The 26,563-nt window shown below is 59.8% G+C and carries 21 protein-coding genes; 2 read left to right on the forward strand and 19 right to left on the reverse strand.

Going from position 1 to position 26,563, the window contains the following annotated elements; genetic code table 11:
* Positions 1 to 197: YigZ family protein (locus ACE4YL_RS07485; protein WP_461367199.1), on the reverse strand; the 197-nt coding region annotated here is incomplete at its 3' end.
* An 83-nt stretch (positions 198 to 280) separates the two neighbouring features.
* Between ACE4YL_RS07485 and ACE4YL_RS07490 the strand changes: the two genes are divergently transcribed.
* On the forward strand, positions 281 to 2,437 hold the full coding sequence (locus ACE4YL_RS07490) for a Tex family protein (RefSeq protein ID WP_461360333.1): 2,157 nt from the start codon (positions 281 to 283) through the stop codon (positions 2,435 to 2,437).
* Positions 2,438 to 2,564: 127 nt separating this feature from the next.
* Here the strand turns inward: ACE4YL_RS07490 and ACE4YL_RS07495 are convergent, their stop codons facing one another.
* The 14 genes from ACE4YL_RS07495 to ACE4YL_RS07560 form a co-directional block, all read right to left on the reverse strand.
* Positions 2,565 to 3,611, reverse strand: coding sequence for an ABC transporter substrate-binding protein (locus ACE4YL_RS07495; protein ID WP_461365233.1), 1,047 nt, complete (start codon positions 3,609 to 3,611; stop codon positions 2,565 to 2,567).
* Positions 3,608 to 4,393 carry an ABC transporter permease gene (locus ACE4YL_RS07500; protein ID WP_461365232.1) on the reverse strand — a complete coding sequence of 262 codons (786 nt, stop codon included), beginning with the start codon at positions 4,391 to 4,393 and terminating at the stop codon, positions 3,608 to 3,610. Before ACE4YL_RS07500 ends, ACE4YL_RS07495 begins: the two co-directional genes overlap by 4 nt.
* Positions 4,390 to 5,241, reverse strand: coding sequence for an ABC transporter permease (locus tag ACE4YL_RS07505; RefSeq protein ID WP_461359752.1), 852 nt, complete (start codon positions 5,239 to 5,241; stop codon positions 4,390 to 4,392). Before ACE4YL_RS07505 ends, ACE4YL_RS07500 begins: the two co-directional genes overlap by 4 nt.
* Position 5,242: 1 nt before the next feature.
* Positions 5,243 to 6,349 carry an ABC transporter ATP-binding protein gene (locus tag ACE4YL_RS07510; RefSeq protein WP_461359753.1) on the reverse strand — a complete coding sequence of 369 codons (1,107 nt, stop codon included), beginning with the start codon at positions 6,347 to 6,349 and terminating at the stop codon, positions 5,243 to 5,245.
* A gap of 92 nt (positions 6,350 to 6,441) precedes the next feature.
* On the reverse strand, positions 6,442 to 7,692 hold the full coding sequence (locus ACE4YL_RS07515; RefSeq protein ID WP_461366881.1) for an ABC transporter permease: 1,251 nt from the start codon (positions 7,690 to 7,692) through the stop codon (positions 6,442 to 6,444).
* A 12-nt stretch (positions 7,693 to 7,704) separates the two neighbouring features.
* On the reverse strand, positions 7,705 to 9,000 hold the full coding sequence (locus ACE4YL_RS07520) for an ABC transporter permease (RefSeq protein WP_461359755.1): 1,296 nt from the start codon (positions 8,998 to 9,000) through the stop codon (positions 7,705 to 7,707).
* 11 nt (positions 9,001 to 9,011) lie between these two features.
* A complete protein-coding gene (locus ACE4YL_RS07525) occupies positions 9,012 to 10,319 on the reverse strand; it encodes a TolC family protein (protein WP_461369446.1) in 1,308 nt (435 codons plus the stop codon).
* Positions 10,309 to 11,373: a TolC family protein gene (locus tag ACE4YL_RS07530; protein ID WP_461367084.1), complete on the reverse strand. Its 1,065-nt coding sequence runs from the start codon at positions 11,371 to 11,373 to the stop codon at positions 10,309 to 10,311. Before ACE4YL_RS07530 ends, ACE4YL_RS07525 begins: the two co-directional genes overlap by 11 nt.
* 14 nt (positions 11,374 to 11,387) lie before the next feature.
* Complete coding sequence (locus ACE4YL_RS07535) at positions 11,388 to 12,083, reverse strand: ABC transporter ATP-binding protein (RefSeq protein ID WP_461359757.1); 696 nt, start codon at positions 12,081 to 12,083, stop codon at positions 11,388 to 11,390.
* The gene (locus ACE4YL_RS07540; protein ID WP_461359758.1) at positions 12,080 to 13,384 is read right to left on the reverse strand and encodes an efflux RND transporter periplasmic adaptor subunit; all 1,305 of its coding nucleotides are present in this window, start codon (positions 13,382 to 13,384) and stop codon (positions 12,080 to 12,082) included. Before ACE4YL_RS07540 ends, ACE4YL_RS07535 begins: the two co-directional genes overlap by 4 nt.
* Positions 13,385 to 13,589: 205 nt before the next feature.
* Complete coding sequence (locus ACE4YL_RS07545) at positions 13,590 to 14,534, reverse strand: aldo/keto reductase family protein (protein ID WP_461359759.1); 945 nt, start codon at positions 14,532 to 14,534, stop codon at positions 13,590 to 13,592.
* 17 nt (positions 14,535 to 14,551) lie between these two features.
* The gene (locus ACE4YL_RS07550) at positions 14,552 to 18,787 is read right to left on the reverse strand and encodes an acyl-CoA dehydratase activase-related protein (RefSeq protein ID WP_461365231.1); all 4,236 of its coding nucleotides are present in this window, start codon (positions 18,785 to 18,787) and stop codon (positions 14,552 to 14,554) included.
* Between the two features lie 246 nt (positions 18,788 to 19,033).
* The gene (locus ACE4YL_RS07555) at positions 19,034 to 19,795 is read right to left on the reverse strand and encodes a MerR family transcriptional regulator (protein ID WP_461358170.1); all 762 of its coding nucleotides are present in this window, start codon (positions 19,793 to 19,795) and stop codon (positions 19,034 to 19,036) included.
* A 74-nt stretch (positions 19,796 to 19,869) separates the two neighbouring features.
* Entirely contained in the window at positions 19,870 to 20,328 is a 459-nt protein-coding gene (locus ACE4YL_RS07560; protein WP_461358171.1) for a demethoxyubiquinone hydroxylase family protein, read from the reverse strand.
* 148 nt (positions 20,329 to 20,476) lie between these two features.
* Between ACE4YL_RS07560 and ACE4YL_RS07565 the strand changes: the two genes are divergently transcribed.
* The gene (locus tag ACE4YL_RS07565) at positions 20,477 to 21,460 is read left to right on the forward strand and encodes a lipoate--protein ligase (RefSeq protein WP_461358172.1); all 984 of its coding nucleotides are present in this window, start codon (positions 20,477 to 20,479) and stop codon (positions 21,458 to 21,460) included.
* Positions 21,461 to 21,601: 141 nt separating this feature from the next.
* Here the strand turns inward: ACE4YL_RS07565 and lpdA are convergent, their stop codons facing one another.
* The 4 genes from lpdA to pdhA are packed head-to-tail and all read right to left on the reverse strand — an operon-like array spanning position 21,602 to position 26,398.
* Positions 21,602 to 22,981, reverse strand: coding sequence for a dihydrolipoyl dehydrogenase (gene lpdA, locus ACE4YL_RS07570; protein ID WP_461358173.1), 1,380 nt, complete (start codon positions 22,979 to 22,981; stop codon positions 21,602 to 21,604).
* Positions 22,982 to 22,993: 12 nt separating this feature from the next.
* A complete protein-coding gene (locus ACE4YL_RS07575) occupies positions 22,994 to 24,292 on the reverse strand; it encodes a dihydrolipoamide acetyltransferase family protein (RefSeq protein ID WP_461358174.1) in 1,299 nt (432 codons plus the stop codon).
* A gap of 18 nt (positions 24,293 to 24,310) precedes the next feature.
* Positions 24,311 to 25,288, reverse strand: a complete 978-nt coding sequence (locus ACE4YL_RS07580) for an alpha-ketoacid dehydrogenase subunit beta (protein WP_461358175.1) — start codon at positions 25,286 to 25,288, stop codon at positions 24,311 to 24,313.
* Positions 25,289 to 26,398 (reverse strand): pyruvate dehydrogenase (acetyl-transferring) E1 component subunit alpha, encoded by a 1,110-nt coding sequence (gene pdhA / locus ACE4YL_RS07585; RefSeq protein WP_461358176.1) that lies wholly within the window; start codon positions 26,396 to 26,398, stop codon positions 25,289 to 25,291.
* Positions 26,399 to 26,563: the final 165 nt, after the last annotated feature.

Raw genomic sequence — 26,563 nt, forward strand, 5'->3', positions numbered from 1 at the left:
TGAACCTCCTGGTTCATTCCTATGATATAGGCCGGTACATTGTGGGTGGCGTTCCAGTGTTCTTTGCGTACTGCTTCGATGAACGCCTCCGCTTCTTCCCGGGTCTGGACGGGCTTGATGCGGGCAATGAACTTGGACTTCTTTTCAATGAGTGTTATCTCCGCCTCCCGGGCCACCGTCCTGTACTCCGCCAGCATGCAATCACCTCGCCTTAGGGTTCCACATTTCTTTGCGTCTTCCTTCCAGTTCTGCTATGCTAAGCACGGAGGCGAGAAAAGACATGGAGATCATCCGGCAGCTCGCGGCAGAGCTCCAGCTGCAACCAGATCAAGTTGAACGCACAGTCAAACTGCTCGATGAAGGCAGCACCATCCCCTTCATCGCCCGCTACCGCAAGGAAGCCACAGGTGAACTGGATGAAACGGTCCTGAGGAAACTGGCGGAACGCCTGGATTACCTGCGCAGCCTGGCCAGCCGCAAAGCAGAGGTCAGGCGGCTCATTGAGGCACAGGAAAGACTCACTACCGAAATCAGCAAAGCCATAGAAGCGGCCTCTACCCTCCAGGAACTGGAGGATATCTACCGCCCGTTTCGGCCCAAGCGCAAAACCCGGGCCTCGCTGGCCAAAGAGAAGGGCTTGGAACCCCTGGCAGATCTGCTGTTGGCCCAGGGCCAAGAAGACCCCAGGCTGCTGGCGCAGCGGTTCCTGAATGAAGAGGTGACCAGCACCGAGGAGGCGCTGCAGGGAGCTCAGGATATCCTCGCTGAGCGCTTCGCGGACGATCCTGCCCTCCGGGCCAAGATCCGCACGTTCACCTACAATACAGGCCTGATCATCACGGAAAACAGCGATGCTGAAGATAACCCAGAGGCTCAGGAGTTCCACCTCTACTTCGACCACTGTGAAGATGCGGCCAAAATCCCGCCCCACCGCATCTTGGCCGTCAATCGGGGAGAGCGGCTGGGCTTTTTGAAGGTAAGGATCCAGGTCGATGCAGCACGTGTCCACAGCCTGCTGGCGGGGGAAATCATCAAAGACAGCTCATCCCCCGCGTCGCCCCATCTCCAGGCTGCCATCGAGGATGGCTATGCGCGGCTTTTGGCCCCCAGCCTGGAGCGGGAGATCAGAAATGCCCTCACGGAAAGGGCGGAAAAGCAAGCCATCGCCATCTTTGCCCAAAACCTGCACAACCTGCTCATGCAGAGCCCCGTTAGGGGCCGGCGAGTTCTGGGCATCGACCCGGCCTACCGCACCGGGTGTAAGGTGGTGGCCGTGGACGAGTTCGGCAAGCTCCTGGAGTACACCACCATCTATCCCCATGAACCTCAGAAAAGGTGGGACGAAGCCCTGAGCACTTTGGCCTCCCTGGTGAACAAGCACGGGATCACCCTGATCACCATCGGCAACGGCACCGCCAGCCGGGAGACCGAGCAGCTGGTGGCCGAGCTGATCAAAGCAAGCTGCCCCCAGGCACAGTACTTGGTGGTCAATGAGGCGGGGGCCTCGGTCTATTCCGCCTCGGAGCTGGCCCGGGAAGAGTTCCCTGACCTGGATGTCTCCATGCGGGGCGCGGTATCCATCGCCCGCCGGGTGCAGGATCCCCTAGCGGAACTGGTGAAGATCGAGCCGAAATCCCTGGGTGTAGGCCAGTACCAGCACGATGTGAATCAAAAGGAACTGGGCCGCGCCTTAGATGCGGTTGTGGAAAGCTGTGTGAACCATGTGGGTGTTAACCTGAACACCGCATCCAGCGCCCTGCTGCGCTATGTGTCCGACCTGTCGGCCAAAACGGCCCAGGCCATCGTGGAGCACAGGGAGGCCAACGGCATCTTCCAAACCCGTGCCCAACTCAAGCAGGTGAAGGGCATAGGCCCCAAGACCTTTGAACAGGCCGCGGGCTTTCTGCGCCTCGGGGAAGGCCCAGAGCCTTTGGACAATACCGCGGTGCATCCCGAATCGTATCCCCTGGCCCGCCAAATTCTAGCCTTGATCGGCTCTAGGGCAGAAGACCTGCAGGACAATGCAGCCTTAAGGCAGATCAGGGAAAAGCTCAATAAGCTTGATCCAATCAAGGTGGCGGAAAGCCTGGGGGCGGGGGTGCCCACTGTGCGGGACATCATCGCTTCCCTGGGCCAGCCCGGCAGGGATCCCCGGGATGAGCTTCCCCCGCCGCTCTTCAGGGCGGATGTGCTCAGCCTGGATGATCTCAGGGCAGGCATGGTCCTCCAGGGCACGGTGCAGAATGTGGTTGATTTCGGGGCTTTTGTGGATATAGGTGTGGGCAAAGCGGGGCTGGTGCACATCTCCCAGCTCAGTGACGATTACGTGCGCCACCCCACCGATGTGGTCCAGGTGGGGGATATCGTCACGGTGCGGGTGCTCGCGGTCGATCCCAAGCTGCAGAGGATCAGCCTAACCATGAAGACACAAGTCTGAACACCCAGAGCCTAGGGGGCTGCTGCAGTGTCCAATAACGAGAATACGGACTCGCCAAGGAGCCCGATAGGCAAAAAGGAGCGCTGCTCCCCACTCCAGCGAGTAGTTCTGCAGCGCCCCCCTATAGCTACCTCAGTTTGAACTCAACATAGATGTGTTCGTATTCCTCCAGCACCTTGTCTACACCAATGTAGAAGCTGGTGTTGGCCGCCACCTCATCGGGGAGGTTAAGCATGGGGTTCTCCCTGTAGTAGTCGGGAAGGTACGGCTCGGCCGCCTTGTTGGGTGTGGTGAACTTGGTGATGTCGGCAATGCGGGCTGCAATCTCCGGCCGCATGATGAAGTCCAGGAACTTGTAAGCGCCGTCTTTGTTGGGCGCTTCTTTAGACATGACCCAGCAGTCGATGAAGATGGGCACGCCCTCCGTGGGGAAGACCGGCTGCAGCGCAGGGTCGGCCGCGTTGCCCTTCACCGCCTGGTTGGAGTACATAAAGCCAACCACAGCTTCCCGGTTGATCAGGGAGTCTTCGGGAGTGTTGGTCTCAAAGCGCACGATGTTGGGCTTCAGGGCAAAAAGCTTCTCCCTGGCCTGGGCCACTATGGCTGGATCCGTTTCGTTGTACTCGTAGCCCAAGGCCTTCAGGGCAATGCCCATGACCTCCACGGACCAGTCCACCGTGACCACTTTACCCCGCAGCTCCGGCTGCCAGAGATCAGCGTAGCTGGTGATGGGCTTGGCCCCCAGCTTTTCCACCTCTTCATGGTTGACCAAAAGCAGCGAGATGGAAATGGCATAGGGAATGGCGTACTCGCTCTGGGGATCGTAGTAGTTGCCCAGATACAGGGGGTTGATGTTGCCGTAGTTGGGCAGCTTGGACTTATCGAGTGCCTCCAGCAGGCCGTTCTGCCTGAGGATATCCACCATGTAGTCGGTGACGATGAGCAGATCGTATTGATCGGGGTTGGCTTCCAGCAGCGACTGCATGTCCTCGTTGGAGGTCACTTCTTTGTAGTTGACTCTAATGCCGGTTTCCTGTTCAAACTCCTCGATGACCGCCCGGGGGACAAAATCACCGCCCCACGTCATGAGGGTGATTTCCTGTGCCGCCAGGGCACCGGAAACAGCAAGGACCAAAACGGCGATAGTCAGCAGTACAGCGCTTGTTCTCTTCACTTAGCAAACCTCCTCTGTTTGGTGATGATCTGACTTAACCCTATTATGAAGAACGTTCCCACTAAAATCAACGTGCAGAGCGCGTTCACCTTAGGGGTAACGCCCACACGCATCATGGAGAAGATGTGCACCGGCAGCGTGGTGCTGCGGGGGCCGGACATGTAGGTGGAGATGATCACATCATCCAGGGACATGGCCAGGCACAAAAGGGAAGCGGTGACGATGGAGGGAGCCACCAGCGGCAAAATGATGGTGCGCACCATCTGTGGTACGCTTGCCCCCAAGTCCAGCGCCGATTCCAGGATAGCCGCATCGATCTCCTGCAGCCGCAGCCGCACCATGATGTACACGTAAGGCACGCAGAACAGGGAATGGGAAAGAACGAGGGTCAAGATCCCAAAGGGCAGCCGCAGGGCGTTGAAAAAGAAGAGAAGCGACACCCCCAAGGCCACCTCCGGGACGATGAGGGGCAGAATCATTATGCCCTGGATGGCCCTTTTCATGCGGGCGGTGACCCACATGGAGACAACTGCGGTGAAAGTGCCCAAGACTGCGGAGAGGATGGCGGTAAGCACAGCCACCTGTATACTCACCTTAAAAGCCTCCCCGATCACCCGATCCCTCAGCAGCTGGCGGTACCACTCCAGACTCCAGCCGGTCCACTGGGCCGTGGAAGAACTGGCGTTGAAGGAATAAAGAACGACGCTGAGCACAGGCAGGTACAAAACAACAAAGAACAGCGACAAGTAAAAGACGCCGAACCTGCTGGCTTTACCCCTCATTGGAACAGCCCCTCCCCGCTCTTATCCTTGGTCACCCGCCAGTAAAAGAGGAGAACCAGCAGCGCCAGGGCCACCATGCCCAAGGAGAAGGCCGCGGCCAGGGGCCGGTTTCTGCCCCGGGTGGCCAGGGTATGGATGAGATTCCCCAGAAACACCGTATTTCCTCCCCCCAAGAGATCGGAGACGAAGTACAGGCCCAGGGCCGGGATGAAGACCAGGGTAAAGCCGCCCACGATACCCGGCAGGGTGAGGGGTATGGTGATTTGGAAAAACGTCTGCCACCTGCTGGCCCCTAAATCGTAGGATGCTTCCAGAAGCGAGCGGTCCAGTTTATCCACGGAGTTAAACACCGCCACGATCATAAAGGGCAGGAGCATATAGGCGGTGCCAACCAGGCTGGTACCGAATTTGTACATCATGGGCAGGGGCTGCTGGATGATCCCCAGAGCCTTCAGCAAATTGTTGATGAGGCCCGCATTGCCCAGCAGAATCATCCAGCCATAGGTCCTGAGCAGACTGGAAATCCAGAACGGCAGCATCACAAGGCCCAAGGCCAGGGCCCGCCGGCGGGGGCTCAAGTTGGAGGTGATGTAAGCCACCGGGTAGCCCACAACCAACGTGATCAAGGCGGTGAGCAGGGCCAGACGTAAAGAGTTCCAAAACACCCGCAGGTAGATGGGATCAAAGGCCTTGCGGTAGTTATCCAGGGTGAACTGGTAGACGATGTTGCCCAGGTGGTCACGGGACAGAAAGCTGATGGCCACCACCAAGAGCATGGGTATGCCCACCAAAACCCCGATCCAGAGCAGAATAGGTACGGCCAGCAGATTATTCTTCCAGCTTCTCATCTTACCAGCCTCTCTCTTCCCAGCCGGCTTCCTTGGGGAGCAAAATCGCTCCGCTCTCTTCCCAGGCTGCGTAGACCGTATCGCCCACCGCGCAGTCGCAGTCTGTTTTCTGGTATTCCACGATGGTCAGCACCTGATCTAAAACCTTCACTTCGATGCGGATCTGCGAGCCCGCGTAGTGAATGGACAGAACCTCGCCCTTAAAGGCGTTTTCCACTGCCTCGCAGGAGAGCCGCATTTTGTCCATCAAGATGGCCAAAATCGCCTCTTCACCGGCGCGCAGGGCACCCTGGGCGCTGCAGGAGCGGCGCACGGTCACCACGTTTTCACCCAAGCGCACCCGGCAGTACTGCGAACCAGCTTCCACAACCTCCACGGGGAAGATGTTGCGGTCCCCGATGAAGCTGGTGACAAACAGGTTGGCCGGGTTGTTGTAGATCTCCCGGGGTGTGCCCAGCTGCTGTACCTCTCCCTGATCGATGACCACGATGCGGTCGGACATATTTAAAGCTTCCTCTTGGTCGTGGGTGACGTAGACAAAGGTGGTGCCCGTCTTGCGCTGCAGCCGGGAGAGCTCGGTCTGCATGTGCTTGCGCAATTTCAGATCCAGGGCACCTAAGGGTTCGTCCAAAAGCAAAATGGCCGGCTCGTTGATGAGCGCCCTGGCAATGGCAATTCTCTGCCGCTGCCCCCCGGATAGTTGATGGGGCATGCGCTGTTCATAGCCGGACATCTGCACAAGCTCCAGCACCTCCGCCACCCGCTGTTTCAACGCAGCCTCGCCCAGGGACTTTTTCATGCGGGGGCCGTAGGCAATGTTGTCGTAGACATTGAGATGGGGAAAGAGGGCGTAGTTCTGGAAAACGGTATTCACATTACGCTTATTGGGCGCCAGATCCTTGATGGAAGTGCCGCTGAGCAGAATATCTCCCGATTGAATGCGCTCCAGCCCTGCGATGCAGCGCAGCAGCGTAGTTTTGCCGCACCCCGAGGGCCCAAGCAGTGTGAGGAACTCCCCTTCGTTAATGGTGAAGGTGATATCCTTCAGAACATGGACATCGCCGTAGTACTTGTTCAAATTGACCAGTGCGAGTAGTGGCTGCTTCACAGACAACTTCCTTCCCCAGCGTACTACTAAAAAGAACCTCCAAGGTCAGTATAGTTTAGTTACTAGGCAATGTCAAAGGTAGAAGTGGCTTTTCAGCCTTCCCGCAGCGCCTCCACGGGCGGCAGCTTAGCCGCCTGCCAGGCCGGGTAGAGGCCGAAGAGCTGGCCCATGGCCACCGCCACCACAGCCGCGAGCAGCGCGGCCTGGGGGTGCAGCCCCCCTACATCAGCCAGCCTGGAATAGAACACCTCCGCCAAAATGGCGTTGAGCAGGGTGGGGGAAGTGAAATAGGCGGCCAGAAGGCCAAGGATCGACCCGGCCAGGGAGAAGACCAGGGATTCGTTGAGGATCTGGGCCACAATGGACCGCTTGGAAGCGCCCAGGGCCTGCCTTAAGCCGATTTCCCGCGTCCTTTCCACTACGCTCACCAGCATGATACTTAGAATGCCAATGGCACTCACCAAAACGGCGATAAAGGCAAAGGCGCCCAAAAAGAGGCTTACCGTCCGCAGCTGTTCACTTAAGAAGCGGTTGGAATCCTTTACGTACTCGCCGTTTACTTCCATATCCTCCACAGACCGATCCGCGAGCAGCACCCGAGCCTCTTCCACCGCTTCATACAGCCTGCCCGGCTGCGTCTTGATATAGATGTACTGGTAGGACGGCTCAAAAACGTCATAGGAAACCCACACCCTGGTGGTGCCCAGGGGAAAGAGGAGGTGAGCCTGGCTGATAAAAAACTCCAGCAGCGCGGAGTGGGGTTTGTAGACGCCGATGATCTCAAACTCCATGGGCCCTTCCCCGAAATCGCCCAGGTTGATGGTTTTACCCAGGGCCGACTGGCCGGGAAACAGCTGGGCTGCCACCACATCGGAGATCAAGACCACCCGGTTTTTCTGCTCTTCGTCGGCTTGGGTGAAGAAATGCCCCTCCACTAGCTCCAGCCCCATGGCCTCGCCGTAGTGGGCGGTGGTTTCCGCGGCGGTCTGCACGGAGTAGGTCAGACCCTCCACAATAATCCGCTGCATCCAGAGTTCTTGGAAGATAAAGGCCTGGTCAATGTGCTCACCTTGGAGAAGCTTGACCAGATCGTCGTAGCGGAGATTGCTGATACTGGAAACAACCTGCCCTCCACCGGGAATCTCTTCGGTTCTGGAGACCGAAATCTTCGCCAGGGTTTCCCCGAAGGTGCTGTGCACCCCCTCCAGGCTTCCCGCGGCCTGGAAGTTGAGGGACAGGATCAGCGCGACAATCCACACCCCCAGCCCCACCTGCAAAATGGTGAGCAGGGAGCGCAGGGGTCTCTTTTTCAAAATCCGCAGGGTAAACTTCAGGGTTTCCACCATCTTCCCCCCTCAATCGGTCCGCAGGGCATCCACGGGATTGGTGCGGGAGCCCAGGTAGGCCGGGTATACTCCGAAGAAGAGGCTGACCAACAAGCCCAGGGCGATGCCTAACCCTAAACGGGACCCCCATCCCCCGGACCAACCGCCCAAGCTCTTTTTCAAAAGCTCGGCGAAGGCAAAGGAAAGGGCGATCCCCAAGACGGAACCCGCCAGCCCCAGTACCACAGCTTCCAGCATGAACTGCCTGAACACCTGGCCGCGGGAGCTGCCCAAGGCCATGGACAAACCCACCGCCTTGGTGCGCTTCAGCACCCTGGCCAGCATCAGGTTGAGGATGTTGATCACCGCGATCACCAGGCCCACGGAGGCGAGCATCCCGATGAGCAGGGCATAGCGCTGCACCTGCTTGATGGACTCCCGCCAATCGTCCACCGGACTGCGCAGGGCAAAGGCCTCTTCCCCCCAGAGCAGCGCGGCTTCACTTTGCACCACTTCCCCAGCTGAGGCCAGGTCCACCCCGGGATCCACGCCCACATAGATCTGGTAGAAGTGGGTGGTATCATCGGGCCCCCCTCTATAGGAGGGATGCACCGTCACGGGCATCCAAGCCGTGCGGCCGTCGTTCAGAGCCATATAGGGATCGCTGTCGTCAGGTGGGGCCAGCACCCCGATGACGGTGAAATCCACCGCCTCTTCGCTGTGCAGGTCCAGGGGGACGATCTGTCCGATGGGATCCCCATCGCCAAAAAGCTCCTCCGCCAGCCTGTGGGTGATGACCAAAACGCGGCTGGCGCCCAACAGATCCGCCTCCACGAAGAAGTTTCCCTGAGCTAGCTGGGAGTTCTTGAAAGAGAAATAGGCGGGTACAGTACCGGCAATGTATATTTCGTTGCCCCGGAAGCGGTACCAATCCTCATCCTCTCCCACCTCCTCGGGGAGCAGCTCCGTGGCGGCCGACCACCCCTGCTCCACGTAAACGTGCATGGTGGGCGGCAGGCGCCGCTGCAGCTCCAGGATCTCTTCCAAAGTGACGCCGGACCAGCTCAGGCTGTCCTGCTCCGGGCCCAGGAGGGTGATGGGGACCTGCTGCCACATCAGGGAATCCTCCCTGCCCAAGATCTCCAGGGTGCGGAAGTAATCCAAGCGCTGTATACTGCTGTACTGCTGACCCACGGAAATGAACATGGACAAAACGGTGATGATCACCCCGATCCCCAGCCCGATGGCCAGGATCACCAGGATGGATTCCAACCGCTGGCGCCGGGAGTGGCGCAGCGCCCATTTCAGCTGATCCGCAACGGACATCTCAGCACCTCCTAGTTCACAACCTGGAAGAGCGCATCCTTAAGATCGCGCCCGCAGAGCTGCCACAGCTCCGCGGCCCTCAGGGCATAGTCCAGCTGGGCGTGGAAGTAGTCAAACCGGGCTTTCTCTGCGGCTAAGGCAGCTTCCGCCACCTGCAGATCGGTGACCAGCCCCGCGGCCTGCTGCCTCCGGCGCAGCTCCAAGTCCTCTTCCGCTGCGGCCAGCAGCTCTCCCAGGAGGCCTACCTGCCTCTGCGCGGATGTGAGGGCCTGGAGGCTGCTGCGCAGCTCGCCTAGGAGGGCATTTTCCTGGCCCTGCAGGTTGTGCTCCGCCTTGGCCGCGGCCAGCTCCAGTTCTTCCACCAGCACATCCCTGGGATAGAGGGCTTTGGAGGCGGTAAGCCCCACGCTCCAGTTCAGATCCTGGCCCGCCTGCACTCCACCGGAGACCTTCACCTGCCAGCCCCTGCTTTTCCGCTCCAGCTCCAGCTGGGCCCGGGCCTGCTCCAGTTCCGCTTCCGCCCGGCGCAGCTCTGGACTTGCCGCGAGAAATTCCCCCTCCAGTTCTTCCTGGGAGAATTCCAGATCCAGGCTGTGCACCTTGAGCTGCGGTTCGTAGAAGATGGGCTCCGTGCTGCCTAGAACATTTTGGAGCTGGAGCTGCAGCTGGTTTACCCTTTCCGCCGCGGCTGCCAGGGAAGCGCGCTGATCCCTCAGTTCCCGGCGCAGCTGCAGGTCATCGTAGTTGGGCACCTGTTGCGCGGCGGCCAGCTTGGCCTCCAGGTGCTCCAGGACCCCTTGGGCGTAGGCCCTCTGATCCAGCGCCTTTCTGAGGTCAACGAGGAGGCGGAAAACCTGGAGTACCAGGCTGTTCACCTGGCGCTGCCTGCTCTCCTCCACTGTCAGTTCGGGCGCCGCTTCCTGGGCGGGGGCAAAGAAGTCGTAGTCCAGGTTCAAACTGCCCTGGGGCTCGATGCCCAGCTCTTTGTCCTCCAGGCTGACTGTGACCTTCCCGCTGAGCTTCAGGTGGCTGCCCAGGGGCATGGTCAGGGACAGCGAACCGTGGGGCCCCTGCCAGGTGCCGTTCTCCAGCCCCGCGGGATGGAGCTCCGCCCCGAGCTGCGGCTGCTTCTGGAGAGCCGCCCGGCGCTGGGCCAGATCCTGCTCCCAGAGGAACAGGGCATGGCTGGTGTTGTGCTCCAGGGCTGTTTCCAGAGCCTCCGCCAAGGTTAGGGGCCTCAGCTCACCCGCGGCTGCGCAGCTGGCCGCCAGGGCGGCAAGGAGTACCAGGGTCAGTGTGAATCTGCATCTAGTCTGCATGCTGCTCACCTGATTCTTCCTGCTGACCCATGGCCTGCAGCAGCTTCACCCGGGCCAAGCTGTACTGGAGCAGACTCGCGCTGTACTCCTGTTCCAGCTGGGCCAGTCTTTCCTGCTTGGCCACGATGTCCGCGTTGCTGATTACACCCGCCTGGTACTTGCTCTGCTCCGCCTGGAGGGCTTTACGCTCCAGCTCAATATTGCGCGCGGCCAGCTCCAGGGCATGGGCCTGGTCCAACAGAGCGTAATAGTCGCCGCGGATGCGGAAATACAGGGCCTGTTCCGCCTGCTGGAGCTGGATTTTCGCCTTCTCTTCGCTAACCAGGGCCTGCTCCAGCTCCACCCTGGGGGTAAAGGGGCTTTGGGCCGCGAGCACAGCCTCCTGCGCCCTGGCCAGCCTCTCCCGGGCCTCGGCCACGGAGGCGTCCAGGGCCAAAGCCAGCTCAAAGCAGGTCTCCAAATCCCAGGTAAAGGGCACAAACGCCAATAGCAGGCGCTCTGTGAGGACAACTTCCGTATCCAGGGGCAGCCCCAGCAGTTCGTTGAAGCGCATGCGCTTGGTTTCCAAATCGATCACCGCCCGCTGGTGGCGGTGCTCCGCATCGAACAAGCTGTTGCGGCTGCGCTCGATGTCCAGTGAAGAAAGCAGGCCCGCTTTGAACTTGTTCTCATCCATGGCCAGCTGGTTTTCCGCCCGTTCTTTGGCCCGCAGGGCGTTTTCCACGGTGGTTTCACTCTGCAGAAGCTCTTGATAGGCGGAGCGCACCTGATCCTTGAGCTCCTTGGTTTTCTCGGCGTAGGTCTTTTCCGCCTGGGCCCACTCCTTTTCCGCTTCCCGCAGCATATCCGCATCGCCCACAATCTGGGCCCGCTCCAGGTTGGCCTTGGCGCTTTCCCAGTCCAGGGTGGCCAGGCGGTAACTTAGATTGTGCTGCAGGGCCAGTTCCGCCGCTTGCTCCACAGTGAGCTCCAGGGGCTGGGCCGCGGCCTTGGGGCCCGCCCCCAGGCCCAAAACCAAAGCCACCAGCACTAAAAAAGATAGGCTCCTTCGCATCTTCCGCTCCTCCCTTAAGCCTCTAGGGCAGCTTCCTGCAGGGGTCCATCGGAAACGATCTTCCCATCCCGCAGGCGCAGCAGGCGCCTTCCGTAGGCGCTCACCGCAGGGTCATGGGTCACAATTACCACGGTGGTGCCCTGCTGGTTGAGCTCTTGGAGCAGGGTCATGATCTCGGCCCCCTGGTCAGTGGCGAGATTCCCCGTGGGCTCATCCGCCAGAAGCAGGGTGGGGTTATTGGCCAGCGCCCGGGCGATGGCCACCCTCTGCTGTTCGCCCCCGGAGAGCTGGGTGGGCAGATGCTTCAGCCTGTGGGCCATACCCACCTGCGCCAGGAGCGCCTCGGCCCGCTCCCGCCTCTCCCGCCGGGGCCGGCCGGCATACATCAGGGGCACCATCACATTCTCTAAAGCAGTGAGCTCTGGGAAGAGGTTGTAGCTTTGAAAGATGAACCCAAAATGCCGGTTGCGGATTTGGGCCAGCTCCCCGTCGCGGAGCTGGGTGATATCCACCCCTTCCAGATAATAGGCGCCGCGACTGGGCTGGTCCAGGACGCCCAAAATGTTGAGCAGCGTGGATTTCCCCGAGCCGGAGGGCCCCATAATGGACACAAACTCTCCCCGCTGGATCTCCAGATCAATGCCCTCCAGCGCCTGCACCACCACATCACCCATGTAGTATTCCTTAGCAACTCCTTCCAGCCTGATCACAGCGCATGTCCTCCTTCGGACAGAATCTTGATCTCGTCCAGATGGCGAAAGGCATCGTAGGAGCTGATGATGACCTTTTCTCCCAGCTCCAGGCCACGCAGAATCTGCACCGCATTGCCCTGGAACAGCCCAAACTGGACGTCCCGCTTTTTGGCGGTACTGCCTTCGATCACATACACAAAGAGCTGCTGGCCGCTGGTCAAATAGGCTCCCCGCGGCAGGTAGAGGCTGTCTTTGTGCAGCTGCAGGTGGATACTGGCCGTAACCGTACTGTTGGGCCGCAGATGGGACACCTCTTCCAGGAAGTCCACCCGCACCAGCACCGTCGGCCCATCGCTGCCCTGCTTAGCCTGGGGAGCGATGTAGGAGACCTCTCCCGCGTATTCGCTCTGCCCCAAGCTGATGGTGACCGGGGTGCCCACCCCGAAGCGCTCGGTCTGCCCCGGGGGAACCTGCAGCTCCACCACCTGCCGGCTCAGATCCGCAAGTTCACCCAGCTCCTGGTGGGCGGTGACCACCCGGTTGCTGGGGAGTTTCAAAGAGAGAATGCGGCCGGCAAACTCCGCCGTCACTAAGAAGTTGTCGATCTTTTCCTGGGCCTTGGCCAGCTTCTCCTCGCTGATGGCGATGGTCTTGGCGATGGCCGCCTTTTCCGCCTCCTGCCTGCGGATCAGCAGTTCCAGCTCCCATTCGCTCTGGGTGATCCGGCGCTTGGCGGCCTCCACCGCCTGCTCCGCCTTTTCCAGCTCTACCCGGGGGATGGAGCCGTACTCGTAGAGCACCTTCTGCAGCTCCAGCTGTTCTTCAGCAGCCGCCAGCTGCTCCTGGGCTTCCAAAACCTTCAGGCGCTCCGCCTCCAGCTCCCGCTCGTGGATAATCTCTTTCTGGGCCAGCTCCGCCCGGGCCTCGCCCAGCTCGGTTTCGGCCGCATTTTTCTCCGCGGCGATCTCTGCCGAGTACAAACGGAAGAGGGGATCCCCCGCCGCCACGTCCTGCCCTTCCTGGACAAAGACCTCCTCAATGGTTCCGCCCACCTTGGGCGCGATAATGGCCACCTGCTCCGGGATCACCGTTCCCCTAACCGGTAAAGTCTCCAGGAAGTCCTGCAGACCCACGGAGGCGTAGGTGTAGAAGTTGAGCACAAACTCTTCTTGTTTAGGCATGAAGAAGTAGTAAGCTCCGTAGGCGATGAGCGCGATGGCCGCCAAAGTAAACAGGGCCAGGCTCAGCTGCCGCATCCTGCCCGGCGTTTTTCGCTTCTGCTGCTTACGGAGCCTTTCCGGAAGAATTGGTTCGCTCATGGGTCTGACCTCCTCCGGACGATCTTTCTGGTTTTGCCCTTCCGTTCCTGTTGTGAATTGCTGGATGAGCCCGGAAGCGGCGGGCCTGCTGCCTCATTTTTCGCCAACCTACAGGCAATTCCTCTGCAGCCCGGGTTACCCCGGGTAACCGTTTTAAAAAGAAAGCCAGGCAGCCCTGGGGCTGAATCCTGGCTCTTTGCCTTCCTCAGGCCAGAATCTCCTCGATTTTCTCCAGCAGCTCCTGGCTCAGTTCCACATCCACGGCCTTCACGTTGGCCTCGATCTGCTCGGGCCGGGAAGCGCCCACCAAGGCACTGGCCACATTGGGCTGCCGCAGCACCCAGGCCAGAGCCATCTCCACTAAGGTCATCCCCGCTTCTTCCGCCAGATCCTGCAGGGCATCCACCTTCTGGAGCACTCCCGCCTCCAGGAGGCCCTTGATGAACTCGTTGATCTCGGGGTTGGCCGCCCTGCTCCCTTCGGGGATGCGCCCGCCCCGGTATTTCCCGGTCAAAACCCCCTGGGCCAGTGGCGAGAAGACGATCTGGCCGATGCCATGCTTGGCGCAGACCGGGATAACTTCCTTTTCGATGTAGCGGTTGAGCATGTTGTACACCGGCTGGTTGACCACGATGCGGTCCAGGAGGTAGCGGTCGGCAATGCGCACCGCCTCTTCGATCTGGGCGGCTGTCCACTCGCTCACTCCGACGTAAAGCACCTTACCCTGGCGCACCAGATCGTCAATGGTGCGCAGCGTCTCCTCCACCGGCGTTTCCGGATCATAGCGGTGGCAGTAGAAGATGTCCACGTAATCCAGTTCCATCCGTTTGAGGCTGGCATGCAGCTGTTCGAAGACGTGCTTGCGGGAAAGGCCCCGGTCATTCGGGCCATCCCCCATGGGCCAGAAGGCCTTAGTGGTGATAATGTACGACTCCCGGGGGAAGACCCGCAGCGCCTTGGCCATCACCCGTTCCCCTTCTCCCCGCTCGTAGACGTTGGCGGAGTCGAAGGAGTTCACTCCCAGCTCGTAGGCGCGGCGGATGGTTTTGATGGCCCGCTCTTCCTCCACCGATTTGCCGTAGGTGAGCCAGCTTCCCAAGGAAATCTCACTGACCTTCAGACCAGAACGGCCTAACTTGCGGTACTTCATGGCAACAGCTCCTCTCTTCAGGATATTTCCGCAGTTTTTCCCGTAAGGGCACTGGACAGCATCAACTTGATCCGGTTCAGCTGGTTAACTTCGCTGGCACCGGGATCGTAATCTATGGCAACTATGTTACTATCTGGATAAGCATTCTTCAAGCCCCTGAGCACTCCCTTCCCCACCACGTGGTTGGGCAGGCAGGCAAAGGGCTGCATGCAGACGATGTTTTTCACTCCGCTTTCAATGAGGTCGATCATCTCCCCCGTGAGGAACCAGCCTTCCCCCGTCTGGTGTCCCAGGGAGATCAGTTTGGAAGCGGTCCGGGCCAGCTCCTGGATGAGCTTGGGCGGAGTGAAGCGCCTGCTTTTGGCCAGCACCTCCTTGGCGGTGCGGCGGTAGAGCTCAATAATGCCGATTATCAAGTTGCTGGCGGCAACCTCCAGCTTCTTGCCGGCCAAATAACGGTATCTGAAGCTGATACCGAAAAGCGAATAGAGGAGAAAATCGGTCAGGTCAGGGACCACCGCCTCCGCCCCCTCCGCTTCCACCAGGCTGACAATGTCGTTGTTGGCGGTGGGATGGTATTTAACCAGGATCTCCCCGACCAGGCCCACCCTGGGTTTGACCTGATCCACCGTTTCCAGGGAGTCAAACTCCTCCACCAGCTTCACTATGTTCTTCCTAAAGCGCTGCGGCGAGGGGGAACGCAGCGACAGCCTGCAGATTTCATTCCACTTCTCGTAAAGCAGATCCCCAGAGCCGGGCACCTTCTCGTAGGGTCTCACCCGCAGCAGGCATTTCATCAACAGATCGCCGTAGACCAGAGCCATCATACCCCTGTGGAGCAGGGGCGGAGTTAACTTAAAGCCGGGGTTCTTCTCAAAGCCCTGGGCGCTTAAGGAAAGGACCGGAATGTGCCCGTAACCGGCATCCTGCAGGGCCTTGCGGATAAAGCCTATATAGTTAGTGGCCCGGCACCCGCCCCCGGTTTGGCTGATGATCACCGAGGTTTTCTGCAAGTCGTACCGTCCGGAGTTCAGCTCCTTGAGGAGCTGCCCCACCACGATGATCGCCGGGTAGCAGGCATCATTGTTGACGTACTGCACCCCCACATCCACCGCCTCTTTGTCCAGGGCGGGACAGACCACCATGTTGTAGCCGGACAGGCGGAACGCTTCCTGCAGGAGGCGGAAGTGGATGGGTGCCATCTGGGGAACGATGATGGTATGCTCCTTTTTCATGTCCCTGGTGAAGATCCTCCGCACGTAGCGGTAGGGACTGCCCTGGGGCCTGCGGCCCTGCCGCTCCCTTTCCAGAACCGCAGCCTTCAGGGAACGCAGCCGGATTCTAGCCGCGCCCAGGTTGCTGATCTCATCGATTTTCAGGCAGGTGTAGATCTTGGAGCGGGCGCTTAAGATCTCCTGCACTTGATCGGTGGTGATGGCATCCAGGCCGCAGCCGAAGGAGTTGAGCTGGACCAGTTCCAGGTTTTCCTCATGGGCGACGAAGCTCGCCGCCGCGTACAGCCGGGAATGGTAAGCCCACTGATCCACAACCCTCAGGGGCCGGGCCACCTGGCCCAAATGGGCCACCGCATCTTCGGTGAGCACCGCCCAGCCCAGCTCGTTGATGAGCTTGGGGATCCCGTGGTTGATTTCCGGATCCAGGTGGTAGGGGCGCCCGGCCAAAACGATGCCCCGCAGACCCCGCTCTTTGAGGTAGGCCAGGGTTTCTTCGCCCTTGCGCCGCACATCTTTCCGGTAGCGGGCCAGCTCTGCCCAGGCCTTCTCCACCGCCCTCTCCACTTCCGGAAAACCTATGCCCAGGGGAGCGAACTCTTCGTGGAGACGCTCGGTGAGCCTGCGCTTGTGGTGGAAGGGCAGGAAGGGATACATGAAGGTGACCTGCCCGGTCTGGATGGGTGTGACGTTCTGCCTGATCACTTCGGGGTAGGAAACGACGATCGGGCAGTTGTAGTGATTGTCCGCCTGGGGCTGTTCCTTGTGTTCATGGGTCAGGCAGGGGTAGAAGATGAAATCCACGCCCTTTTCCACCAGATCCATGATGTGCCCGTGGGCCAGCTTGGCCGGATAGCAGACCGATTCGGAGGGGATGGTTTCCATGCCCTGTTCATAGATGGCCTTGGAGGAGCGGGAAGACAGCACCACGGAAAAACCCAGTTCAGTGAAGAAGGTGAACCAAAACGGGTAGTCCTCATACATGTTCAAAACCCGGGGAAGACCCACCCTGCCCCGCCTGGCCTTGGCGGGATCCAGGGGCTCGTAGGCAAAGAGCCGCTCATAGCAGTAGTCAAAGAGGTTGGGCAGCTCCTCTCCCCGCTGCTTCTCCCCGGCACCCCGGCTGCAGCGGTTGCCGGAGATGTGGCGCCGGCCCTGGCCGAAATAGTTGATGGTGAGCAGGCAGCTGTTGCCGCAGCCCCGGCATCGGGTGTGCCGGGTTTCCAGGGACAGCTCCTCCAGCGCCCTGCGGTCCAGCAGCGTAGAACGGTGTCCCGGGGTCCATCTCTCCCTGGCAATGAGGGCAGCTCCAAAGGCGCCCATGAGCCCCGCGATATCTGGTCTGACCACTTCTCGCTGGGCCAAGCGCTCAAAGGCCCGCAGCACGGCATCGTTGTAGAAGGTTCCCCCCTGGACCACCACTTTGCGGCCCAGGTCAGTGGCGCTCCGCAGCTTGATCACCTTGTACAGCGCGTTTTTGACCACGGAATAGGCCAGGCCCGCGGAAATATCGCCCACAGTCGCCCCTTCCCTTTGGGCCTGCTTGACCCGGGAGTTCATGAAAACCGTGCAGCGGGAGCCCAAATCCACGGGCTCGGAGGCAAAAAGGGCTTCCTGAGTAAACTCTTCGATGCTCAAATTCAAAGAATGGGCGAAGGTCTCCAAAAAGGAACCGCAGCCCGAAGAGCAGGCTTCATTGAGCAGGATCTCATCGATGGCCCCATCTTTGATGCGCAAACACTTCATATCCTGGCCCCCGATATCCAGGATGAAATCAACGCCGGGCAGGAAGAAGTCCGCGGCCTTGTAGTGGGCCACCGTCTCGATCTCTCCCAGATCTACCTGCAGCGCGGCTTTGATCAACCCTTCGCCATAGCCCGTCACCGCGGAGTTGGCGATCCAAGCGCCATCAGGCAGGGCAGCGTACAGCCCCAGCACCGCCTGGCGCACGGATTGCAGGGGCTTGCCTTTGTTACTGCCGTAATAGGTGTAGAGGATGGAACCCTCCTCGTCGATGAGCACCGCTTTGGTGGTGGTGGAGCCCACATCCAGCCCCAAGAAGCACCTGCCGGAAAACCCAGCCAGATCGCGCCTGGCCGCGGCATGCCGGCCGTGCCGGGCTCTGAACTCCGCCAACTCTTCCCCACTGGAAAAAAGGGCTGGCAGCCGCAGTGTCTCCTCCATCTTCACATCCTGGGCCCCCTTAACCCGGGCCATCAGGGCAGAAAAAGGCACGGGATTGCTCCCCAAGGCAGCGAGGGCGGCTCCCACGGCGATGAACAGCTGGGAGTTCTCCGGAAAGATGGCCTGACCATCTTTGAGCTGTAAGGTCTCCACGAACCGCTTCCTCAGCTCTGAGAGGAAGTACAGGGGGCCGCCTAGAAAGGCCACGTTGCCCCTGATGGGCCGGCCGCAGGCCAGGCCGCTCACCGTCTGCACCACCACCGCCTGGAAGATGGAAGCGGCGATATCCTCCGGGGCAGCCCCGTCGTTCAAAAGGGGCTGGATATCGCTCTTGGCGAACACCCCGCAGCGGGCTGCGATGGGATAGATGATCCGATGCCCCTTGGCCAGTTCGTTGAGGCCCGCGGCGTCGGTCCGCATGAGCACTGCCATCTGGTCAATAAATGCACCGGTGCCCCCGGCACAGATGCCGTTCATGCGCTGTTCTACCCCGCCGCGCAGAAAAGTGATCTTGGCATCCTCTCCACCCAGCTCGATCACCACATCCGTCTGGGGGTAAAAGGCTTGGATGGCCTGGGTGCCCGCGATCACTTCCTGCACAAAACTCACGCCTAGATGCTCCGCCACGGCAATCCCGCCGGAGCCGGTGACGGCCACGGTCACATCATCTTCCTGAAACTGCTCATACGCCTGGGTAATCAGGCTCACAACCACCTCTCTGATCTCGGCGTAGTGCCGCTGGTACCTGGAAAAGAGTACCTCGAGGTTTTCATCCAGGACAACCAGTTTGACGGTTGTGGAACCCACATCGATGCCCATGTGCACTACTCTGCCCAACCACAAGTGCCTCCGTTTCTGCGAAATCCCTAACAAGCATAGTATGCTGCGCGGCCTGGAAAACCCTTCCTAAGGGGTTCACTCAGCACTGGGAGTGTCGGATTCCAGCGCTCCAGCTCCCCGCCTTTATTGATTGAATTATCTCTCCATCTGTATTCTCCTTTAATTTTTCGGTTTAGGAACAGAACTCCCTTACGGAAAAGAGCCGATCCCGGAAGATCGGCTCCTTAGAGTTCCAACTCGTTTTTACTGCCGCGCATAGGCCGCGATGGCGTCCCGGAGAAACTCCGCTGCCCCTTGCCCTGCTTGGTCGTCGTAGTAAGCGGCGAAGCGCTCGTCGGCCACGTACATCTCCGCCAGGCCCGCATGGGCCTCCTTGGAGTAGGTGGGCCAGAAGAAACCGAGCCACTTGCGGTGCAGCTCCGCAATCCTCCATCCCGCGGGCCCCGTGGGATCCTCCTTGCCCACCGCTGCTGCCAGGGAGTCAATAATCTCCTTGCTCAGCCGCTCCACCTCCGCGTACTCCTCTTCAGTGAGGTTCATGAGCTTGGCGTTGGAAGCATCCACCGCTTCAGCGCCCCACCTCTCCCGGGCCTCCTTGCCATACTTCTCCTCGTTTTCCCTGATCAGCTTTTCCTTAAAGCCCCGGAACCTGTCTTTGTCCTCCATGGGTGTTCCTCCTTCCAGAGCAGCTAGAGTCTGGTCCACGTTTTGGAGCAGCAGATCCAGCTGCCTTCTTTTTTCCAGAAGGCGTTCACGGTGTTGGCGCAGGGCCTCCTTCTCGTCAAAGTGAGGTGCATCCATCAGTGCCTTGATGGTCTGCAGATCCACCCCCAGCTCCCGGTAAAAGAGGATCTGCTGCAGACGCTTCACCTCTGCCGGCCCGTACATCCGGTAGCCTGCCTCGCTTACCCAGGCGGGCTTGAGCAGATCGATCTGATCGTAATAGCGGAGGTTGCGGCCGCTGACCCCTGCTAGATCACCCAACTGCTTCACTGTGTACTCCATGAACTCACCTCCCAAGAAAAGTATAAACCTTGACGTTACGTCAAGGTCAAGGGGAAAAACAAAGCGTACTGCGATCATTTCTGCCTTTCCCTTTTCTCGGCTTCCATCCTCTCCTGGAAGTGTTTGAGATGATCGTGATCAGCACTCATGATCTCCGAGACGAGCTGTTGGCTTTGGGGATCAAGTTCGTCAATGCGGTCTTCGTAGGCGTGGATGCCTGTATCTTCCCCTGCGTAGACCTGTTGCAGCAGATGGGAGGGGCCCCTGAGGGCGTTGATTTTGGCCCAGATGCCCGCCATGGTTCCCGCCAAACCCGTCTCCGTCTCGGGAATCCCACCCAGTTCCCTGATGCGCTGGGTCAAGAGCCTGGCATGTTCTTCGTGATCCGCGGCAAACTGCTGCAAAAGGGCCCGGACATGCTCATCGCCCTGCAGGGCTTGGGTTTCCTTGTAGATTTTCATGGCCATGAGCTCACCCTTAAGGAGTTCGTTGAGAGTATCGATATAGCTTTGTTGTTTTGAATGTGTTGTCATCTTTCTTCCCCCATCTCTTTTCGGTTAGTGTGTGGTTAAGAAAGCCCCACCATGCCGAGCCACCTTGGAAGAAGACGGTTGAGAAAGATTGACAGCTCCTCCCCGCTAACGTAAGATCTCAGTACAGCTACGGAAGCGAGGTGGCATCATGATCCGCATTGTCAACGACCATACCGATCCCAGGATCAACTTGGCTGTGGAAGAGTACGCCCTCAACTACCTGGATCCTGGGGAAGAATACGTGATTCTCTGGCAGAACGAACCCACGGTGGTGATCGGGCGCAACCAGAACACCCTGGCGGAGGTGAACGGCCCGTTTATCAAGGAGCGGGGCATCCACGTGGTGCGGCGCCTCTCCGGCGGCGGTGCAGTGTACCACGATTTGGGCAACCTCAACTTCACCTTCATTGTGGACGCGGAAAAGGAGCGGGTGAGCAACTTCGAGTACTTCACCCGGCCGGTCATCCAGGCCCTGGCCAGCCTGGGCGTGCAGGCCGAGTTTTCCGGCCGCAATGATATTACAATTGACGGCAAGAAGTTCTCCGGCAATGCCCAGTACTGGTCCAAAGGCCGCCTGCTCCACCACGGTACCATCCTCTTCAACTCCGATCTAGCGGTGGTGCAGGAAGCCCTGAATGTGAAAGTGGACAAGCTCCAGTCCAAGGGTGTCAAGTCTGTGCGGAGCCGGGTGACCAACATCTACCCCTACCTTAAGACCCCCATTACCATCGAAGAGTTCAAGGAAGTTTTGTGGCAGTACCTGATCCCGGGGGGAGGTCAAGAATACGTTCTCAGCGCTGAGGAATGGGCCGTGGTGCACAAGATCAAAGAAGAGCGCTACGCCCGCTGGGACTGGAATTACGGCGCTTCGCCCGAGTGCGAAATAGAGAAGGAGGCCCGCTTCACAGGGGGTAAGTTGGAGCTGAAGTTCAACGTGCGGGACGGTCTCCTGCAGGATCTGCACATCTTCGGCGACTTTTTCGGCCGGAGGGACGTGAAGGAACTGGCCGCAAAGCTCAACGGCACGCAGTACCGGGAAGAAGCAGTTCGAAAGGTTCTAGCTGAAAGCGAATTTGGCGAGTACTTCTTCAATATCACCAGGGAAGAATTCCTCCAGTGCCTGTTTGACTAGAGTCGGTGAGGTGTTCCCAGGGAGAATAAGGCGGTGACCCAGCGGTGCTCTACTTCGCCGAATCTCTAAGGAAAGGCCATTAAAAAGGCTCCCCTTGCTCTGGAGCTAGCCAGCGCCGGGGAGCCTCTTTTCTTTTCCCGCCTATTTCTTCTTAAACACGTGAATCGCCTGGCCCAGGGCCGCATGGGCCGCCTCCATAACCGCCTCGGAGAAGGTGGGATGGGGATGGATCGCCCTGGCCAGTTCATGGACGGTGGCTTCCAGCTCCAGGGCCAGTACCGCTTCGGAGATGAGATCCGTGGCATGGGCCGCGACGATGTGTACCCCCAGCACTTCCCCGTATTTCCCATCGGCCACGATCTTGATCAGACCCTCCGGTTCTCCTTCGGCCAAAGCCCTGCCGTTGGCGGCCAGGGGGAAGCTGCCCACGATAACCTCGTGTCCGCGGCGAATGGCTTCCTGTTCCGTAAGGCCCACCATGGCCACCTCCGGGAAGGTGTAGATGCACGCGGGCACCCGGGCGTAGTCTATCACCGCACTGCCCCCTAAGATGTTTTCCACCGCGACCAAACCTTCCGCGGAAGCGGCATGGGCCAGCATCTGCCGCCCGTTCACATCGCCGATGGCGTACACGCCGGGGATGCTGGTTTCCAGGCGGTCGTCGGTGCGGATGGCACCCCGTTCCAGTTCCAGGGGCAGTTTGGAAACCGCGTTCAAATTGGGCCTCCTCCCCAGGCTCACCAGGACAAGATCACCTTCGAATACCCGGCTCTCCCCTTTGATCTCCGCCGTAACCCGGGAACCGTCAAAGCGCTGGATATCTGCTCCATTGTGGATCTCCACGCCCTTTTTCTGCAGCAGCCGCTCCATGTACCGCTGCAGGTCGGCATCGAGGCTCCCCAACACGGTGAATTTTTCCAGAACGGTTACCTGGGAACCTAGGGCGTTGAACAGAGCGGCAAATTCCATGCCCACAACTCCCCCGCCCACGACAACCAGCCGCTCCGGGATCTTCTTCAGCTTCAGGGCTCCCGTGCTGGTAACCGCGGCTCCGCTGTGCAGCGCTTCCTGCAGGCCGGGGATGGGGAGCACTGCGGGGCTGGAGCCGGTGGCGATGATCAGATGCTCCGCGGAGATCTTCTCCCCGTTGACCATGACGGTGTGGGGGTCCAAAACATCTCCCCAGCCCCGCACAACTTCCACTCCGTTCTGCTGGAGCAGACCCTTGACCCCTGAGTTGAGCTGCTTGACCACGCCGTCTTTGCGTTTCTGCATGGCGGCCCAGTCGATGCTCACCTTCCCCTCCACCTGCACTCCGAACTTCTCGGAGCCGAGGATGTCCTGATACACCCGGGCGCTTTTGAGCAGGGTCTTGGTGGGGATGCACCCTTCATTCAGGCACACCCCGCCCAGTTCACCGGCTTCGATCAGTACAGTCTTGGCCCCCAGCTGTGCGGCGCGGATGGCGGCCACATAGCCGCCGGGACCGCCGCCCACTATGGCAATTTTGTAGCGTGACATCTTTTTTCCCCCCTAACTCAGCAGGAGCAGGACCGGCTGCTCCAGATAGGCCCGGAGCTTGCGCATGAACCTGCCTGCGCTGCCTCCGTCAATGAAGCGGTGGTCAAAGGACAGGGTCACAGGGAGGATGTGGCGGATGGCGATCTGGTCGTCTTCGCCCACCACAGGCCTTTTGGTGATGGCACCGATTCCTAGAATCGCTGCTTCGGGATGTTTGATCACCGGTACCCCTGAAAGGGCCCCCACTGCGCCGTAGTTGGTCAGGGTAAAGGTGCCCCCCTGGATTTCCTGCAGGGAAAGGGTCCGCTCCCGGGCCTTTTCCGCCAAGCTCTGCACTTCCCTGGCCAGCCGCAGTAGTCCCTTCTGATCCGCATTCTTGATCACGGGAACCAAAAGCCCCTCGGGGGTGTCCACGGCGATGCCCAGGTTGTAGTACTTCTTCAGCACAATCTCCTCGGTCTCCGCCGAGAAGGAAGCGTTGAAAATGGGCAGTTCCTGAAGGACGAGGGCAGCTGCTTTGATGATGAAGGGCATGTAAGTGAGCTTGACGCCTTCCCGCTCAGCCCAGACCTTAGCTTCCCTTCTGAAGTTCACCAGTTCCGTGACGTCGATTTCGTCCATGACCGCGGCATGGGGAATCTCCCGCTTGGATAGGGCCATGTTCCTGGCCACCGTCTTGCCCAGGGTGGTTAAGGCCACCCGCTCTTCTCCGCCGGACGTTTGGGCCCCGGCGGGGGCTGGCGCTGGGGGCTGGATTGGGGAAGCGGGAGCTGCAGTTTCAGCCTGGCTCGCCTGGGGGGCGGGCCGTTTCTGGCCGTTGGCCGCCTTGAGGATATCTTCCTTCATCACCCGGCCCCCGGGGCCGCTGCCGACAAGGGTATTGATATCCACCCCCAGCTCCTTGGCCATCCGGCGGGCCACGGGGGTGGCCAGGGCTTTGCGCCGGGGAGGTTCCTGGGCCGCCGCCTCATGCTCGCTGCTGGTGGCCAGGACATGATCGGAGGTTTCCAGGGCACCCACCACCGCCGCGTTATCCTCCGCCACAGGTTCAGCCTGCGGGCGCGGCGCCTTGGCGCCGGCTTCACCGATCTGCACCACCACATCGCCCACGTTGATCGTATCCCCCACTTCACCAAACCTGGCCAGGATGGTGCCGTTTGCCGGTGAGGGAATCTCTGCGTTCACTTTATCCGTTTCCACGAGGAAGAGGGAGTCGCCCTCCTTAACCTCTTGGCCTACTTCCACAAACCACTTAAGAATCACACCTTCGGTAATCCCTTCCCCGATATCCGGGAATCTGAATTCCAGCACGGCTGACCCTCCTCGCCTTTAAAAGTTTGCCACCTGGCGCAGACCGGCGGCCATGCGCTGGGCATCCATGAAGTAGTGGTGTTCGCCCCGGGGCAGGGGAATGGTAATGTCAAAGCCCGCCAGGCGCAGGGGCGGCGCCTCCAGGTAGAGGAATGCCCCTTCGTTGACCAGGGCCACCAGTTCTGCTCCGGGCCCGAAGGACTTGGCCGCCTCGTGCACCACCGCAAACCTGCCGGTCTTCTTCACCGATTCCAGGATGGTCTCCCGGTCCAAAGGAGAGATGGTGCGCAGGTCGATCACTTCGGCGTCGATTCCCTCAGCCTGGAGCAGTTCAGCGGCTTTCAGCGCTTCGTGGAGGTAGGCACCCCAGCTCACCACGGTCAAATCGCTGCCGGGCTTGACCACCTTGGCTTTGCCGATGGGAATGGTGTAATCCTCCTCGGGCACTTCCTGCCGGAAGGCTCTGTAGAGCTTGGAGGGTTCCAAAAAGATCACAGGATCATCGTCCCGGATGGCCGACAGGAGCAGCCCCTTGGCATCATAGGGCGTAGAGGGCACCACCACTTTCAGGCCGGGGATGTGGCCGAAGAAGGTATCTAAGCTCTCCGAGTGATGCTCCAAAGCCTTAATGCCGCCCCCATGGGGCATGCGGATGACCATGGGCAGGTAGCGCTGGCCCCGGGTGCGGTTGCGCATCCTGGCCACATGGGAGATGATCTGGTTGAAGGCCGGGTAGACAAAGCCGGAAAACTGGATCTCCGCCACCGGCCGCAGCCCATTTAAGGCCATGCCCACCGCGGTGCCCACAATGGCCGACTCGGCCAGGGGCGTGTCGAAAACCCGCTCCTCGCCGTATTTTTTCTGCAGGCCCACGGTGGCCCTGAACACGCCTCCCTCAACCCCCACATCTTCGCCGAAGACCACCACCCGCTCATCCTGGGCCAGGGCCAGGTCCAGGGTATGGTTAATCGCGGTGATCAGGTTCATAAGGGCCATTTAGTCCACCTTCCCTTCTAGATACTGGAGATACTCCTCGTACTGCTCACGGACGTGGGCAGGCATTTCCTTGTAGGTGTACTTGAACAGATCCTCCACCCTGGGCTCGCCCTCCGCCTCAACCTGGCGGAACACCTCCAGGGCGTAAGCACCGTACTCCTCGTAAAGGGCCAGATCCTGCTCTTCGCTCCAGAGACCCTTGCTGATCAAGTAAGCCTTCATCCTGCCCAGGGGGTCCCGGGGCTTCCAGGCTTCCACTTCGCTGTCCTCCCGGTACTTGGTGGGATCATCCGACGTGGTGTGGGCGCCCAGGCGGTAGGTGTAGGCTTCGATCAGGGTCGGGCCTCCGCCGGAGCGGGCACGCTCAATGGCCTCCTTAACCGCCGCGTACATGGCGAAAAGGTCATTGCCATCCACCACCATGCCGGGGATGCCTGCGGCCACCGCCTTCTGGGCTATGGTCTTGGCTATGGTCTGCTTGGTCCTGGGCACGGAGATGGCATACTGGTTGTTCTGGACGATAAAGACAACGGGAGCATTGAACACCCCGGCGAAGTTCAGCGCCTCGTTGAAATCGCCGGTGGAAGTCCCGCCATCGCCGATATATGCTACGGTTACGTCGTTTTCACCTTTGATCTTGGAAGCCATGGCCACCCCCACTGCATGATGCAGCTGGGTCCCGATGGGCACGGCGATGGGCAGTACCCTCACTCCTTCTGGAAAATGGCTGCCGTACTCGTTGCCGTACCAGTAGAGGTAGACGGTCTTCAGGGGAACTCCCCTGTAGAGCCAAGCACCAAGTTCCCTAAAGGCCGGAACCAGCCAGTCGTTTTTCGCCATGGCCGCGGCCGGCCCCACCTGGGCCGCTTCCTGCCCAGTGTTGGGGGCATAGGTGAGCATGCGCCCCTGCCTCTGCAGCTGCAGCGCCTTGTCATCCGCGGCTCTGGTGAGCACCATGGTCTTGTACAGTTCCAGCCACTCTGCGTCGGAGAGGGCGGGCATCAGTTCCGGTTCTTTCACGACTCCATTCTCATCCAGGATCTGCAGCATCCGCCCGGAGAGGGCATCGTAGTCCCGGATCAGCTGAGCGGTATATTCTTGAATCAACACAGCAACCCCACCTTTCCGGCTTAATTTATTAGTTGGTCGCTTAGTTTTAGCATAGCAGATGTGAGAATGGTTTTCAATCTCATTCAGCCAGGAAAGCCCTTCTTTACAATTTCTTTCCAAATACAGCAGGAAAAGGCTTGGACAGGCGCGCAAACACCCCCAAAA

The sequence above is a fragment of the Candidatus Darwinibacter acetoxidans genome (assembly GCF_041936445.1).
GTDB lineage: Bacteria > Bacillota > Limnochordia > Darwinibacteriales > Darwinibacteriaceae > DTU010.